The sequence below is a fragment of the Brevibacterium sp. S111 genome, assembly GCF_004745075.1.
Taxonomy (GTDB): Bacteria; Actinomycetota; Actinomycetes; order Actinomycetales; family Brevibacteriaceae; genus Brevibacterium.
The window spans coordinates 73,014-88,118 of the sequence record NZ_RHFH01000003.1; the positions used below are offsets into that span (position 1 = coordinate 73,014).

Consider the following 15,105-nt stretch of genomic DNA (forward strand, 5'->3'; position numbering starts at 1 on the left):
TGCGGCAGGCCATTGGCTGCGTGATCGCCATCACTTACCATGAGATATGGAGATCTTCGACTTCGCGCCGCGGCCGGATCAGTTCGCCTACACCTTCGGCGGTGTTGCACCGGTGGCCGCAATCGAACCCGGCACGGCATTGCGGCTGTGGTCCGAAGACGCGTTCAACAACGCGATCACCTCACGATCCGATGTGCCGAGCGCGCAGCTCGATCCGCACAGGCTCAACCCGCAGACGGGCCCCTTCTACCTCAACGGCGCTGAACCGGGCGATACCTTGGCCATCCACATCGTCGATCTGACGCCCGCCCGCAGCTGGGGCGCCTCGGCGACGATTCCGTTCTTCGGCGGGCTGACGGCCACAGACCGGACCAGTCTGCTCCACGACGCACTTCCGGAAGCGGTATGGATCTATGACATCGACACTGCCGCACAGACTGTGGGCTTCCAGACCCGGGCAGGCGATTTCGAACTCGCACTGCCTCTCGAACCGATGCTGGGCACGGTCGGAGTCGCGCCCGCTGGGGGAGAAGCGCACTCATCGCTGACTCCCGAGCGTTTCGGCGGCAACATGGATACGCCGGAGATGCGGGTCGGCAGCACCGCATACTTCGGTGTGAATGTCGAGGGAGCGCTGTTCTCCATCGGCGATGGTCACTACCGCCAGGGCGAAGGTGAGGCATGCGGCACCGCGGTGGAGGGGGCGATGAATTCGACGATCATCGTCGACCTCATCAAAGGAGGGGCTCCGCTGTGGCCGCGGTTGGAGAGCGATGAGCACTGGATGGTTGTGGGCTCGTCGCGTCCGATGGAGGATTCGTGGAGGATCTCTCAGGTCGAGATGATCCGCTGGCTCTCGGAGCTCTTCGGTCTGGACAGTATGGATGCTTACCAGCTGCTGACTCAGATCGCGTTGGTCCCGGTGGCCAACGTGGTCGACACCAATTACAGCGTCATGACGAAAGTGGCGAAATCTCTGCTGCCGAGTGCCGCGGCATTCGACGGCATCCACGCGGACCTGCGTCGGCGTGCACGGGAACTCCGGTAGCCGGAGGGGCGCATGTCACTGAGCCGAGTGATGTGCGTCGTGGTGAGTTCGGGAAAGAGGCACGACAAGTGGATCTGAGGATCGGCGGGAAGACCGCCATGGTCACGGGCGGAACGCGAGGAATCGGTCGGGCAATCGTCGAGGCTTTTCTCGCCGAGGGCGCGAATGTGGCCTTCTGTGCTCGCAGCACTCAAGAAGTCGCCGACACGGAACTGGAATGCGCAGCACAGGGGAGGGTCATCGGAACGGCGCTCGATGTCAGCGACAGCACGTCGCTGAACAACTGGGTCGAGTCCACCGCTGAGGAATTCGGCGGAATCGACATGGTCGTCGCCAATGTCAGCGCCTTGGCGATACCGGACACAGAAGAGAACTGGTACCGCTCATTCAACGTCGACCTGATGGGGACGGTGAACTTGGCGAAAGCCACGATCGCCCACCTCAAGGACAGCGAAGCCGGGTCGTTGATCGCCATCTCGAGTGTCTCGGGTCGAGAGGCCGACTTCGCTTCGGGCCCGTACGGGACGATGAAGACCGCAATCATCGGGTATATGGCTGGGTTGGCTCTGCAGCTGGCTGAGACCGGAGTGAGGGTCAACACCGTGTCTCCGGGGAACACATACCACCCGAACGGTGTATGGCCCGGCATCGAGACCGGCGACCCCGAACTCTTCGACTATGCGCTCGGACTCAACCCGACCGGACGCATGGGCACTCCTGAAGAGACCGCAGCCAGCGTCGTCTTCCTCTCCAGCCCGTGCAGCAGCCGAACGTCGGGCGCGAATCTCCTCATCGATGGTGCTCTCACGAGGGGAATCCAGTTCTGAAGAGGCGACTCAGGGCCCTGCCCAGGAACACAGCGGACCGGGCAGGGCCTCGTGCTTGCAACCGCGGTCAGTCCTTTACTGAACGAACGTTTGGCCTAAACTGAAGCTGTGACTGATGAAAACACCGGCAATGGCGTCGTGCAGGCCACCACAGAGTCCATCCTTTCGACCACCGACATCGATTTCCTTCTCTACGACTGGCTGAGAGTCGATCAGCTGTGCAGCAGGCAGCGCTTCTCCGACCACTCGCGTGAAGTCTTCGACTCGGTGCTCTCCGCGAGCGAAGAGTTGGCCAAGGAGCAGTTCGCCCCGCACGCGCGCAAATCCGACCTCAATGAACCGACCTTCGACGGCAAGACGGTGACGCTGATCCCGGAGATCAAGGCCGCACTCGGCCAGTTCGCCGACATCGGACTGCTGTCGGCGACGATGGACGAATCCTTCGGCGGCATCCAGCTGCCCCAGACCGTGGCGAAGGCCTGCTTCGCCTGGTTCCAAGCGGCCAATATCGCCACCGCCAGCTATCCGATGCTGACCATGGCAAATGCCAACCTGCTGCTCGAATACGGGACCGAAGAGCAGATCGAGAAGTATGTCCTGCCCGAACTCGACGGGCGCTTCTTCGGCACCATGTGCCTGTCCGAGCCCGAGGTCGGCTCCTCGCTGGGCGATGTCACGACGAAGGCCGTGCCCGATCCGGACGGAGGAGAAGGGGCTTTCCGCGTGCACGGGACGAAGATGTGGATCTCCGGCGGCGACCATGAGCTCTCAGAGAACATCGTCCACCTCGTCCTCGCCCGCGCCGAAGGCGACCAGCCCGGAGTCAAAGGACTCAGTCTGTTCCTCGTGCCGAAGCACCTCGTCGACGACGACGGCAGCCTCGGCGAACGCAATGACGTCGTCCTCTCGGGCCTCAACCACAAGATGGGCTGGCGCGGAACGACGAATACTCTGCTCAACTTCGGCGAGGGAGCCCACACTCCCGCCGGCAGAGCCGGTGCCGTCGGCTACCTTGTCGGGGAGCGGGGCAAGGGGCTGGCCTGCATGTTCCACATGATGAATGAGGCCCGTATCGGAGTCGGTGCGGGAGCCGTGGCCGTGGGCTATCACGGGTACCTCGACGCCCTCCGCTATGCCCGCGATCGTCGTCAGGGGCGTCCCGACGGAGCCAAGGGCGCCGACTTTCCGCCGGTGCCGATCACCGCGCATGCGGACGTCCGGCGCATGCTCATGGCTTCGAAGAGCTACGTCGAAGGCGGCCTCGGACTCACCCTCTACGCCGCTCGTCTCCTCGACGATTCCGAGACGGCCGAAACCCAGGCCGAGCGCGATCGCGCGGCTCTGCTGCTCGACGTGCTCACCCCGATCGTCAAGACCTGGCCGAGCGTATGGTGCCTCAAAGCCAACGACCACGCCATTCAGGTGCTCGGAGGAGCGGGTTACACCCGCGACCACGATGTCGAGCAGCTCTACCGAGACAATCGGCTCAACCCGATCCACGAAGGCACGCACGGCATCCAAGCCAAGGATCTGCTCGGCCGCAAGGTCGTGATATCCGGGGGAGAGGGACTGCGGGTCCTGCTCGAGCAGATGCGTACGACCATCGCCGAGGCGGCCGACACCTCTGCCTGGAACGACGAAGCCTCGGCGCTGAGTTCGGCGGCTGACCGGATCGAAACCGTGACCGCCGCGGTGTGGTCCGATGGGGATCCGGTCTCGGCGCTGGAGAACGCGTGGACCTATCTCGAAGCGGTCGGCCACACCGTCATGGCGTGGCTGTGGCTGCAGCAGGGCATGACCGCCGAGGCGACTGCCCAGGACCGCGGAGACTCATCTTTCCTGCAGGGCAAGATCGCAACCGCGCGGTACTTCTTCACTCATGAGCTGCCGCTGACCGGCCCGTGGTTCGACCTCGTTGAGAGCCGGTCGACGACGTTCGCCGATCTCGACGACTCCTGGTTGTGAGGCTGGGCTGAGAGCCGTGTGACTGTCGGGTTCGTCTGCGGGACGGCGGAACCTCGCGCCTCATCACGTCCGCAGGACGGGCCGTCGTCGGTCTGCCGCTATGAGGATGCGCAGGAAGAGTCCGCCCGCTAAGAGACCGCCGATGAGGTCGGTCGCCCAATGCCAGCCGAGAGCGAAGGACACCATGACGGAGTTCACGCTCACCGCAGCGACACCCCACCACAGCAGTCGCACGGTGCGGGTGGAGACGGTGCTGTAGGCACAGATGAGGTAGGCGACCGCGCCGTAGATGAGCACCGCCTCGGCGGCGTGTCCGGACGGGTAGCTGATTCCGCGCCCGCCGAGTCCGAGGAGACCGTCCTGGAAGAAGCGGGGGTCATGCAGCGTCGTCGCCGGTCGCGCGAGCAGGATCTTCATCGAACCGATGCCGAGATAGAAGGCCGCCTCAGTGGCGAGGGCGAAGAGGACCGGTCGCCACGACTGTCTCTTGCGCGACAGCACGATCGCGGTGATCGCGAGCACCGGCAGACAGACGGCCTGCCCGGCGATGGGATCGAGGATGTGCTGGAAGAACCAGACGAGATCGGGTTCGGCCAGGTAGAGCCACCGCCGGTTGAGTGTGTAGTCCCAGACGCGCAGGGGTCCGGCAGCGGCGGCCGTGACTGCAAGGAAGGCGATCGCGAGGGTCCAGATTGAGGTTGCTCGGGACAGCAGCCCCCGCACTCGAGTCTTCCAAGGACCACGATCTGTGGGGCTGCTGATCAGCTTCTCGGATTCGACATATGACTCAGCAACCATCAGCTACGAGTTTAGACGGCGTGGACAATCACTTCTGCTGTGGGTGATAAAGAAACGGTGAATTCTGCTCAGAATCCTCGGGCCCGGACGACCGTGGTCGCGACACGGACCCGATTGTCGGTGTCGAGTTTGATGTTGATCCTGTTGAGATGGGTCTTCACCGTGGCCAGACTCATGAACGTCTCCTCTGCGATCTGCTGATTCGACAGGCCTTCTGCCACGAGTGCGGCGATCTCCCTTTCACGGTCGGTGAGTGCCGAGAGCAGAGTCGCGGCTTCTCGCTGCAGGCGACGGTCGGAGTCCGAGGTGATCTGGGCGATCACCTGGCGCATGGACTGCGGAGCGAGGATCGGTTCCCCGGCGTGGACCTTACGGACCGCGACAGCGAGTTCCACCGGGCCGATGTCCTTGAGCAGATAGCCCGCGGCTCCCGCCTCGAGTGCTCGGAAGAGATGGTCGTCGCTGTTCATGCTCGTCAGTGCCACCACTTTCGGCGCCCGCACGCTGTTGAGCAGTCGCTCAGTGGCTTCGATCCCGCCGATTCCCGGCATTCTGATGTCCATGAGGACGATATCGGGATAGTGGAGGGCCGCGGCCTCAACTGCTTCCTCACCGCTCATGGCCGAACCGACGACCTCGATATCGTCGGCCGCCTGCAGGATTCCTCGGATTCCGGTGATGACCATGGGGTCGTCATCGACGATCATGACGCGGATCGGAGAGACGGTGTGGTTCATGTGCGTCACACTACCCGAGACCCGTGACACGATTCGCTGTGCCTCGGGCGCCTGTGCCCCATCACGGCCTCGCGGAGGCGTGCGACGGGCGCGCGGGCCGCGAGGGCGCGGCTCAGGTCTGCGGCGGGAACGGCGGGAACGGCGGGAAGCTCACCACGACGTGGAACTCCTTACCGCGCACACCGATCGACGCTTCGCCTCCGAACATTTCGGTGCGTTCGCGGATGCCGACCAGCCCGGCTCCGGACCCGGTCGAAGCCAGCTGAGGCTCCAGCGCGTCCGGGGTGCGGATGAGGGGATTGGTCACCGAGATCTGCACACCGCCGGCGGCCGAGACTGCGATATCGACCGTCACCGGCGAGCCCGGTGCATGCTTCATCGCATTTGTCAGTGCCTCTTGAACGATGCGATAGACCGTCCGGTCGAGAGCCGGCGGGCAGGACTCGACGTCCTGGATGATGATGAGGGGGCGGACGTGCGTTCCGGTGGACTGCACCGAGGCGATGAGCTGCGGCAGCGCGGTCATCGTCGCGCGGCTCGGCGGTGTCGAGGGTTCCTGCTGCGGTCGCGGATCGGACAGATTGCCCTCTCTGACGTCTCCCACCAAGTGGCGCAGATCCGCCAATGAGGCACGAGCCTCCTGCCGCAGAGCGGAGGCGGTCGACGCGACCTCAGGATCGGTCTGCGCCCCCACCTCCAGCGCGCCGCTGTGCAGTGAGATCACCGATAGGCGGTGGGAGAGGGTGTCGTGGAGTTCGCGTGCCAGCAGCTCTCGTTCGGACTGCCGGGCGATCTCGGCCGTGAGCGACTCATTGCGCAGAGCTTCACGCTGCGCGACCGATTCCACGGCTCTCATCCTCTTGGTCCGACGCAGAAGCGCACCGACTCCCAGCGCCGCCCCGAGACCGATGAGGCAGGCCGCAACCGTGATGATTCTGATCGCCAGGTGCGAATCGTCCGGCGGGATCGTGGCTTCGATGCCCGACACCTGCGCAGGGTCGGGCAGGAAGAAGATGCTGAAGGGATTGTACTCGGGCGGAGCCAGACACATCCTCACCGTGGCGAACACGACCAAGCCGGTGCCCACCGCCGAGGCAGTGATCGCCTGCCTCCTGGGTGCGCGGATGACGAGGTGGAAGACGGCGATGAGGAGGAGAAGCGCATCGCCCCAGGCTGCGGTGAGCAGGGCGCCTGCGATGAAGGGGCCCCACGGCCACCGGCGGCGGATGAACACCAGTGCCCACACCAGGAACAGCAGGAGGACCGCGACCAGCCCGGTGTCATTGAGCTCGCCCTCGGCGAACGCCCAGGAGTTGGCAGTCAGGGCCATTGACGAGGTGAGGATCCCGAAGAGATAGACAATGAGGCCGACGAGGAGGCTGCCGGCTATGCGCATGCCGCGAGGGATCGTCGGCGGAGGGGCGGGATGTTCTGACACATATGAATCGTAACTGCGGGCACTGACACACGTAGTCCACCATCGGGCTGGGGACGGTCAACCGTTCGGTCGGCAGACTCCAGCCCGAATGCGGACGTGCAGGACGGTCGAAGCGACGAGGCTGGAGAAGTCAGCCAGAAGCCGTCTCGAAGGAGCGTCATGTCCCAGCCGCAGAACCCCCAGAATTCCCCGCAGCAACCCCAGTCCTCGCAGCCTCAGTACCAGAATTCCCCGCAGTACCAGATCCCGCACAGACCGCAGGGCCAGCAGGCGCCCCATCCCCACGACCGGCAGCAGTGGGCGCCCGCACAGCATGCACCCGCATTTGGTGCCGGCGGCAACTACCCGCCGCAGCAGTCCGGCGGCTCCGCTCAGAAGCCGCCGAAGCCGAAGAAGCCACTGCTCAAACGCTGGTGGTTCTGGCTGCTCGTCATCATCGTCGTGATTGCGATCTTCAGCGCGCTCGGCGGTGGTGGAGACGAAACCACCACCGGTTCCTCGGCGGAGAACTCGGCCGATGCCGAGCAGTCCGGAAAATCCGCGGATGAGAAGGACGCGGACGAGCCTGCCGAGGATGCCTCGCACGGAGTCGGTGACACGGTGGCCGCCGACGATTGGGAGATCACCGTCGACTCCATCGAAGACGGTGTGTCGAAGGTCGGTGACGAGTATCTGGGTGCCGAAGCGCAGGGTCAGTTCGTGCAGATCGCACTGTCTGTGAAGAACATCGGATCGGAACCGGACTACTTCTTCGAAGACGACATCAAACTCGGCGATGACAACGGCAACACCTACTCGGCGGATTCCGAGGCCGGCATCTACGCCGCCGAGAACAACATCCTCTTCCTCGAAGAGATCAACCCCGGAAACACGGCGAAGGGCGTGCTCGTCTTCGACGTCCCCGAAGACGTCGACGCCAACCGTCTCACCTTCGCCGGCGGACTCTTCTCCGACCCGGTGGAGATCTCGCTGCAGTGACTCCTGGGTGCCGCGCGCCAGGCAAGCTGGGACCGGTTCGATCCGCGACCCCGGATCGAACCGGTCCTAGTCGCGCAGGCGCCGCGCTCGTGCGGTGATCGACCGGGCCGCGTTCACAGTCTGGTCGAGGAAGCCGCGTCCGAAGAGACGGACATGGGCGAGAAGCGCGAAGAAGCTGTGCGCCGGCAGATCCTCACGCCATCCCTCCGGCAGAGGATGAGCCTCCTCGTAGCCGGCGAAGATCTCCTCGAGGTGCGCAGTGCCGAAGAGGTCGAGCAGCGCCAGGTCCTCCAGCCGATGGCCGCCATGGGCGGCCGGATCGATGAGGGTGCCTCCCGCGGCCGTCCACAGGAGATTGCCTGACCACAGGTCGCCGTGGATTCGCGCAGGCTCCTCGACACCGTGACCGCAGATCCCGTCGAAGCTGCCCACGCCGATCGCCCACGCCGCCGAGGCGATCTCCGCTTCCTCCTCGCCGCTCAGCTCTCCTGAGAGGGACGACAGCAGCGGGAGGAGCCGTCGATCGGCCCAGAAATCAGCGAATGAGGACCCTGACTCAGTGCTCACCTCGAAAGGGGCATCGAGCGGACCGAAGAATGCCGAATCCGCCGGGGTCCACCCGAAGCCGGGAGCTCCCGCATCATGCAGCCCGGCCAGCTTGCGCCCGAATTCGCGTGCCGCGGCAGCGCTCGGGGCGACCTCGCCGAGCCGTTCGAGCCGCAGGAAGTCCGCTCCGTGGTCGAGGACCTCGACGACGGGAACGATTCCGGGTTCGGCCAGCCACTGCAGACCGGCGGCCTCGGCGGCGAAGAAGCCGGCCGGGGCACCGGGACGCTGTTTGATGAAGTCGGAAGACACGGTCTCAGGGTAGTGGGTGGACGCGGGGTGACGAGCCGAGCTCGGCGAGGAGCCCGGCCGCGACGGAGACGAGAGCGCCATTGCCGGACGCCTGCGTGCCGTCGATGAGGACCGGGGTGTCCTCCAAACCGGTGCGGATGCCGTGCCCGCGGCGGATGGCTCGCGCATTGACGACCCAGGAGGCGATGCCCTCACCGTGATGGACCTGAGGCAGGTCGACGTCCGCCTCGGCGAGGACCCGTTCGATGGCCGCAGCCTGAGCCAGGGCCGCATCCGGGTCGGTCACGGTGGGCTCGACGAGCACCCGACGGCAGCGGTCCGCCGCCCCCGAATCGACGAAGGTTGCCGCATCGCTGACACTGAGCAGACCCGCCTCGATTCCGACGCCGCGCCCGCTGAGCAGCGTGCACACCTCGCCGATCCCCGCTTCCCCCTGATTGGCGCTGACGAGGTCGGGCAGCTCGGTCCACTCGGTGATGAGGGCCAGCCGCTGCTGCGGATCGGGTGTGATCTCGGCCGAGGTACTCACGGAGATCGCAATCCCAGGGCAGGCGGCACGCACCGCGCGGATCGTGGTCGCGACCGCCTCAGCATCGAAGGTCTGCCGCCCCATCTCATCGAAGGGGTGGAAGTGGACCACCTGCGCACCGGATGCCACCGCGGCAGCCGCCTCGGCGGCGATCGTCTCCGGTGTGCGGGGAGTCACCGGATGGTCGCGATCACCGTTGACAGCGGCGTGCAGCAGCGGTTCGTTCGGGGTGTGTGCGCTCATCTGCCCACTGTCTCGCATTCCCGGCGGGGAGTACAGGCCTGGGGCGGGCTCACCTGTACGATCGGAGTATGGCTTGGCAGTACTGGACCGAAGCCGCCCGACGAGGGGCTTGGCGTGAGGTGCCGACCCCGCACGTCGACCCCGATGCGGCGGCACAGCTGCGGATCCGCACCACCGCCTCGGCGGTGTCGAAGGGCACGGAGACACTCGTCCACACCGGGCGGATCCCCGACCGGGTCACCGCTCTGATGCGCGCACCCCACCAGATCGGGGACTTTCCATTCCCCGTCTCCTACGGGTATCTCAGTGTCGGCATCGTCGACGAAGGACCCTCGGACTGGATCGGCCGCCGGGTGTTCGGTCTCCTGCCGCACCACAGCCACCACATCGTCACGGTCGACGACGTCCACGAGATCCCTGACGGCGTCGATGACCACCGCGCACTGCTGGCCGGGGCAGTGGAGACCGGGATCAACATCCTCTGGCAGCAGCCCCCGCGCTTCTCCGACCGGCTCAGCATCATCGGCGCCGGAATGATCGGCGCCTCCACCGCGCTCCTGGCATCTCGGATGCCCTTGGAACGTCTCGAAGTCATCGACGTCAATCCCGACCGCCGCGCAATGCTCGAGTCCCTGGGACTGTGCGCCCTGGCTCCCGAGGAGGCCTCGGTCGACAGCGACATCGTCATCCACACCTCCGGCCACGAAGCCGGACTCACGCGCGGGCTCGAGATCACCGGCGACGACGGCACCCTCGTCGAAGCCTCCTGGTACGGTTCGTCCAGCCCGACGGTGCCGCTCGGCGCGGACTTCCACGCCCGCCGGCTGACCATCATCGCCTCCCAAGTCGGAGAGGTGGCGGCCGGACACCGGGCTCGTCGTACCCGCGGGCAGAGGCTGCAGGCAGCACTGAGGGCCCTGGCCGATGACCGGTTCGACGCCCTCATCACCGGCACATCCGCGTGGCAGGAGCTGCCCGGGATCATCGACGAACTCGCCTCAGACGGCCACCTCGCCGCCGACACCCTGTGCCACATCATCGACTATCCTCAGCCCGGTTGAGCACCCGACGACCGGCCCCACCGGCCGGCCCATCGACCGGCCCACCGGCCGGCCGATCGACCGGCCGGGAACCGACCGCGACCGCACGCAACGAAGTGACCGCAGCGACAAGGAGACACCGATGTTCAGCCTCACCGTCAACGATCACGTGATGATCGCCCACAGCCTGCCCAACGAGTTCTTCGGCCCCGCCCAGGCCATGCACGGCGCCACGCTTGCCGTCGAGGCCACGTTCTCCCGGGAGAACCTCGACGAACATGCGGTCGTGCTCGACATCGGGGAGGCGATGAGCCTGCTCGATGCGGCCCTGACACCGCTGCGTTATGCGAACCTCGATGAGCATCCGGACTTCCGCGGTCGCCTGAGCACCACCGAAACCGTCGCCCAGTACATCGCCGACCGCCTCGCCGACTCCCTGAGCGGCCGTCCCCATATCGGCATCCGCGTCGATCTGCAGGAGAATCCGCGGGCATCCGTCACCTACACCGTGCCCGACCGCCCATGACCCTCCACCTCATCGAGCCCGTCCTCGGCCGCATCAGCGGGGGACTGGCGTTCAACCGGGCGCTGACCGAGGCATCCGAACGACGGATCGTTCGCCACCCCGTGCCCGGCGACTGGACCCGACCGGGAGAGGCGGAAGCGGCCGCGGTCGCCGACGCCATCCGCGCGGGGGCCGGGCCGATCCTCCTCGACGGTCTCATCGCCGTCGGACTGCCCGGAATCGTCGAATCGGCCGGTTCCGGTCACCCGCCCCGACCGGTGCATGTGATCGTCCATTCCCTGGCCGGAGACAGTCCGGAACCATCGGCAGAGGCCGAGCGGGAGCGACGTGCGCTCTCATCCGCGGCCGGTGTGGTCGCGACCAGCCGTTTCACCGCAGCGCGGCTGTCTTCGCGTTATGGGATCCGCGCCGAGGTGGCCCGACCAGGCAACCGGGTGCGTGCCCAGTCGGTCGGTGAGACCGGAGAGCACCTCCTGTGCATCGGAGCGATCACCCCGAACAAGGGCCAGCTGCTCCTCGCCGAGGCGCTGTGTGACCTCGGCGAGACTCCCCTCGACTGGCGCTGCAGCTTCGCCGGCCCCGTCGCCGACTCCGCCTACGAACAGCGGCTGCGCACCGCGTGCACGCTTCTGCCCACACACAGCACCGAGATCCTCGGTGAGCTGCCCGCTCCTGACATCGACGCGCTCCTCGGCCGAGCCGATCTTCTGCTGCTGCCCTCGCGAGCGGAAGCCTACGGGATGGTCGTCGCCGAGGCGGCCGCGGCCGGTGTCCCAGCATTCGTCACTGCCGGCACCGGTGCCGAAGAGCCTCTGCAGGCGGGCATCGCCCTCCCGCACGAACCCGCTGCCTGGACCCGGGCCCTGCACCGGTGGGCCGAAGACTCGCAGTTCCGGACACGCCTGCAGTCCGAGGCACGCGACCAACGGACACAAGCGGTGCGCAACTGGGCAGAGACCGTCGACGAGGTGATGGCCGCGGTGTCGACCCCCGGAGGAGACCCATGACCGCGGCCGATGCCGACTGGCTGGACCTGCGCGTCCCCGTCGACGACGCAGCCAAACAGCAGTCCCTGCATCTGCTCGACCACGCGGTGAGGGTGCTCACCCCGGCCTCGGCAGATGCAGCCCCGGCTTCGGCCGACGCGGCTCCAACGGATGCCGTCTCACCCGGTGCTGCCCCACCGGACGGCGATCACGAGCCGCTGCTCGTCATCGACATCGGGGCGGGCACCGGGAACTCGGCCCGATGGTTCGACGACCGACTGCGCGAACGCATGCCCGGCCGCGAGCTCGACTGGGTCTTCATCGACGCTGATCAGGCTTCCCTCGACCAGGCGGTTCGAACCATGCCGAAGGCCTCAGCGATCTGCGCTCAGATCTCCGAGTTGCCCGCCCTCACCGCCGACCTCCTCAACACCGCCGAGGCCGGCACCGCCGGTTCCCCAGCTTCAGGGAACGGCGAATCCGGCGCACCGCGACTGCTGCTCACCTGCAGCGCGGTACTCGATGTGCTCACCCGCTCCGACCTGGAGACGATCAGCGACACGCTCGTTCGCTTCCGCGGCATCGGGCTCTTCCTCCTCAGCATCACCGGCGGGTGGACCCTTGACCCGCCCCATCAGCACGACACGATCCTGAACGACGCGTTCACCGCCCACCAGCACCGCTACGGCAGACTCGGCTGCGATGCACCGGAGGCCCTGGCCCGTCTGGCAGCGGATCGCGAAGCGACGATCACGTCCGGGCAGAGCCCCTGGCTGCTGCACGCCCCACACGATCATGAGTTCCTCACCCGCTTCCTCAGCGAACGCATCGACGCTGCCATCGGCGCTTCCCCGCACCTGGCGCAGACAGGCCGGGACTGGCTCACCGCACGGCACTCTCAACTCCGTACCGGCCTGAGTGTGCGAGTCGACCACGCGGACCTCCTCATCGACGCGAGCGGAACCCACCGACCGTGACCTGGACCAAGAGGATCCTCATGGTCCTCATCACCGTCGCCCTGCTCCTGCTGACAGCGCGCGTCGTCGGTGCCCAAGCGCTTCTCGACGGATGGAGAGTGCTCAATGTCTGGACGGTTCCGACGGCACTGGCCTGCGGGTTCGTCATGACCGGGGCCCAGGCTCTGCGCTGGAAGCTGCTCCTGTCATTCAAAGGCACCGACATCGCCTGGCCCACGGCGCTCGCCGACTGCTATTCCTCGAGTCTGCTCAACATGGTGCTGCCCGGCGGACTCGGCGGCGATCTCGCACGCGTCGCGGTCTACCGACGCACCGGGCCCCGCAGATGGCTGTCCCCACTCACCGCCGTCGGCGCCGAACGGCTGAGCACGACGACTCTGCTCTTCGCAACCGCCTCGGTGAGCCTCATCGGAATCTCACCGTCCCTGGCAGGGGCAGCCGCAGCCGTCTCTGCGGCGACACTGGCGATCTCCGTGCTCGGGATGAGGGGGATGGACTGGCGTCTCGGAGTCATCGTGTGGGCATCATCGGCGCTGGGCATGCTCGCACTCTTCCTCCTCTTCCTCAGCGCCATGGTTGCGCTCGGAGGACCGGTGGTGCCGGTGCTCGCCGTCGTCGGTCTCGCCGCCATGAGCATCCCCATCGGCGTCGGCGGCTGGGGTGTGCGAGAACTGGCGATGAGTCTCATCGCCGGCGGGGTCGCAGTCTCGATGGAGACCGCAGCGACCGCGGCGACCGGCTACGGCCTGCTCGCGATGATCTCCACTCTGCCCGGACTGTTCACGGTGTGGACGGCGGGCAGGAACCGGTCCGCACCGGCCGAATCGGATCGTGCTGGGAATGATCGAGCGCGGCAGGACTGAGCAGGTACTCGGTGCAGATGTCCTCACCGAACTCCAGGCGACGGAACGGGGTGCGCAGCGCCTGCGCCATCACCTCAGAACCCTGGAAGCGAATGCCGGGCACACCGTCTCCGATGAAGACCGGTGCGGTGGTGAGGAACAGCCGGTCGAGGACACCGGCGGTGAGGAAACTCGACACGGTGCGGCCGCCGCCTTCGATGAGGAGGGACCCGTCGACCTCGTCGCGGATGAGGGAGACGACCGTGCGGGGATCCACAGGCTCACCGGCTGCGGCCGGCGGCAGGCGGAGAACCCTCACATGAGCGGCGATGCCGGGCGGTACGGCCGCCTCGGTGCCGATCATCCACAGCGTCGGGGTCGGGCCGGTCGCCAACACCGTGGCGGTGGCAGGCACCCGCGCGTGGGGGTCGAGGACGACGCGGACGGGATTCTCACCCTCGACCGCCCGCACCGTCAGCTGCGGATCATCGGCGATGACGGTCCGTGCGCCGACGAGGACAGCGCCGACACTGGCGCGGATGCGATGGAGATGGGTGCGGTCTGCCTGCCCGGACACGAAGCGGGCATCGCCGGTGCTCGTGGCGATGAAACCGTCCTGACTCTGGGCCAACTGGGCCACGACCTCGACCTCGTTCACCAGAGTGACATAGACATCGCCCGAGCCGGCGGACTCGGGCGGGAGATCATGGTTCATCCGCTGCCGCTTGCTGGTCAGGTACGCCCTGTTCTCGGGCCGGTCCTCCACCGGCAGTCGAACCCGGGAGACGACCTCGATGCCGGCGGCTTCGAGCGCATCCTGTTTGCTCGGATTCGAACTGAGCAGGCGCACGCGGGGACAGCCGAGGTCGGTGAGGATCGCAGCGGCAGCGGAATAGTCCCGGGCATCATCGGGCAGGCCCAGGGCCCGGTTGGCGCTGACCGTGTCGAGTCCTCCGTCCTGCAGGGCGTAGGCCTCGAGCTTGGCGGCCAGACCGATTCCGCGTCCTTCGTGTTCGGACATGTAGATGATGATCCCGGTGCCGGCCTCGGCGATGGCGGCCAAAGCGGCCTCCAGCTGGTCACCGCAGTCGCAGCGATGAGAGCCGAGCGCATCCCCGGTCAGACATTCGCTGTGGACGCGGGTCAGAGGAGCACCTTCGGACTCTGGGGAACCCATGCTCAGCACGGCATGAGCGATGCCGCAGTGAGTGAATGAGCGGATGGTGAAGACCCCGTGCTTCGTCGGCAGCGAACTGGGCGGTCCCGCCAGAAGCCTGGTCGTGCCGGTGCGGCCATGCATCGAAGCCATGGTT

At 66.5% G+C, this 15,105-nt stretch carries 15 protein-coding genes; 9 read left to right on the forward strand and 6 right to left on the reverse strand.

Translation table 11 applies throughout. The annotated features are described in order from the left end of the window. The first annotated feature begins 46 nt into the window (after positions 1–46). From EB836_RS04565 to EB836_RS04575, 3 genes are all read left to right on the forward strand, one after another. Positions 47–1,048: an acetamidase/formamidase family protein gene (locus EB836_RS04565; protein WP_135538026.1), complete on the forward strand. Its 1,002-nt coding sequence runs from the start codon at positions 47–49 to the stop codon at positions 1,046–1,048. A 68-nt stretch (positions 1,049–1,116) separates the two neighbouring features. Beyond that, complete coding sequence (locus EB836_RS04570) at positions 1,117–1,875, forward strand: SDR family oxidoreductase (protein WP_135538028.1); 759 nt, start codon at positions 1,117–1,119, stop codon at positions 1,873–1,875. Between the two features lie 108 nt (positions 1,876–1,983). Beyond that, a complete protein-coding gene (locus EB836_RS04575; RefSeq protein ID WP_240689597.1) occupies positions 1,984–3,840 on the forward strand; it encodes an acyl-CoA dehydrogenase in 1,857 nt (618 codons plus the stop codon). A 63-nt stretch (positions 3,841–3,903) separates the two neighbouring features. Here the strand turns inward: EB836_RS04575 and EB836_RS04580 are convergent, their stop codons facing one another. The 3 genes from EB836_RS04580 to EB836_RS04590 form a co-directional block, all read right to left on the reverse strand. Next, the gene (locus EB836_RS04580; protein ID WP_240689598.1) at positions 3,904–4,638 is read right to left on the reverse strand and encodes a phosphatase PAP2 family protein; all 735 of its coding nucleotides are present in this window, start codon (positions 4,636–4,638) and stop codon (positions 3,904–3,906) included. A 68-nt stretch (positions 4,639–4,706) separates the two neighbouring features. Next, positions 4,707–5,375: a response regulator transcription factor gene (locus tag EB836_RS04585; RefSeq protein WP_135538031.1), complete on the reverse strand. Its 669-nt coding sequence runs from the start codon at positions 5,373–5,375 to the stop codon at positions 4,707–4,709. 112 nt (positions 5,376–5,487) lie between these two features. Further along, entirely contained in the window at positions 5,488–6,813 is a 1,326-nt protein-coding gene (locus EB836_RS04590) for a histidine kinase (RefSeq protein ID WP_240689599.1), read from the reverse strand. A 159-nt stretch (positions 6,814–6,972) separates the two neighbouring features. Between EB836_RS04590 and EB836_RS04595 the strand changes: the two genes are divergently transcribed. Continuing rightward, on the forward strand, positions 6,973–7,791 hold the full coding sequence (locus EB836_RS04595) for a DUF4352 domain-containing protein (protein WP_135538033.1): 819 nt from the start codon (positions 6,973–6,975) through the stop codon (positions 7,789–7,791). A gap of 66 nt (positions 7,792–7,857) precedes the next feature. On the opposite strand, the gene EB836_RS04600 is transcribed toward EB836_RS04595, so the two are convergent. Both EB836_RS04600 and EB836_RS04605 read right to left on the reverse strand, forming a co-directional pair. After that, positions 7,858–8,649 (reverse strand): fructosamine kinase family protein, encoded by a 792-nt coding sequence (locus EB836_RS04600; protein WP_240689600.1) that lies wholly within the window; start codon positions 8,647–8,649, stop codon positions 7,858–7,860. A gap of 4 nt (positions 8,650–8,653) precedes the next feature. Then, positions 8,654–9,421 (reverse strand): 3-keto-5-aminohexanoate cleavage protein, encoded by a 768-nt coding sequence (locus tag EB836_RS04605; protein WP_135538037.1) that lies wholly within the window; start codon positions 9,419–9,421, stop codon positions 8,654–8,656. Between the two features lie 68 nt (positions 9,422–9,489). Here EB836_RS04605 and EB836_RS04610 point away from each other — a divergent pair, with 68 nt between their 5' ends. From EB836_RS04610 to EB836_RS04630, 5 genes are all read left to right on the forward strand, one after another. Then, positions 9,490–10,482 (forward strand): zinc-binding alcohol dehydrogenase, encoded by a 993-nt coding sequence (locus tag EB836_RS04610; protein ID WP_135538039.1) that lies wholly within the window; start codon positions 9,490–9,492, stop codon positions 10,480–10,482. A gap of 121 nt (positions 10,483–10,603) precedes the next feature. Then, entirely contained in the window at positions 10,604–10,987 is a 384-nt protein-coding gene (locus EB836_RS04615; RefSeq protein ID WP_135538041.1) for a 6-carboxytetrahydropterin synthase, read from the forward strand. Then, positions 10,984–11,994 (forward strand): glycosyltransferase, encoded by a 1,011-nt coding sequence (locus EB836_RS04620; RefSeq protein ID WP_135538043.1) that lies wholly within the window; start codon positions 10,984–10,986, stop codon positions 11,992–11,994. Before EB836_RS04615 ends, EB836_RS04620 begins: the two co-directional genes overlap by 4 nt. After that, complete coding sequence (locus tag EB836_RS04625) at positions 11,991–12,950, forward strand: class I SAM-dependent methyltransferase (RefSeq protein ID WP_135538045.1); 960 nt, start codon at positions 11,991–11,993, stop codon at positions 12,948–12,950. The genes EB836_RS04620 and EB836_RS04625 overlap by 4 nt, the downstream gene beginning before the upstream one ends. Then, positions 12,947–13,813: a lysylphosphatidylglycerol synthase transmembrane domain-containing protein gene (locus tag EB836_RS04630; RefSeq protein WP_135538047.1), complete on the forward strand. Its 867-nt coding sequence runs from the start codon at positions 12,947–12,949 to the stop codon at positions 13,811–13,813. The genes EB836_RS04625 and EB836_RS04630 overlap by 4 nt, the downstream gene beginning before the upstream one ends. Here EB836_RS04630 and ribA read toward each other — a convergent pair. Further along, complete coding sequence (gene ribA, locus EB836_RS04635; protein WP_135538049.1) at positions 13,731–15,101, reverse strand: GTP cyclohydrolase II RibA; 1,371 nt, start codon at positions 15,099–15,101, stop codon at positions 13,731–13,733. The genes EB836_RS04630 and ribA overlap by 83 nt on opposite strands. Between the last annotated feature and the right edge of the window lie 4 nt (positions 15,102–15,105).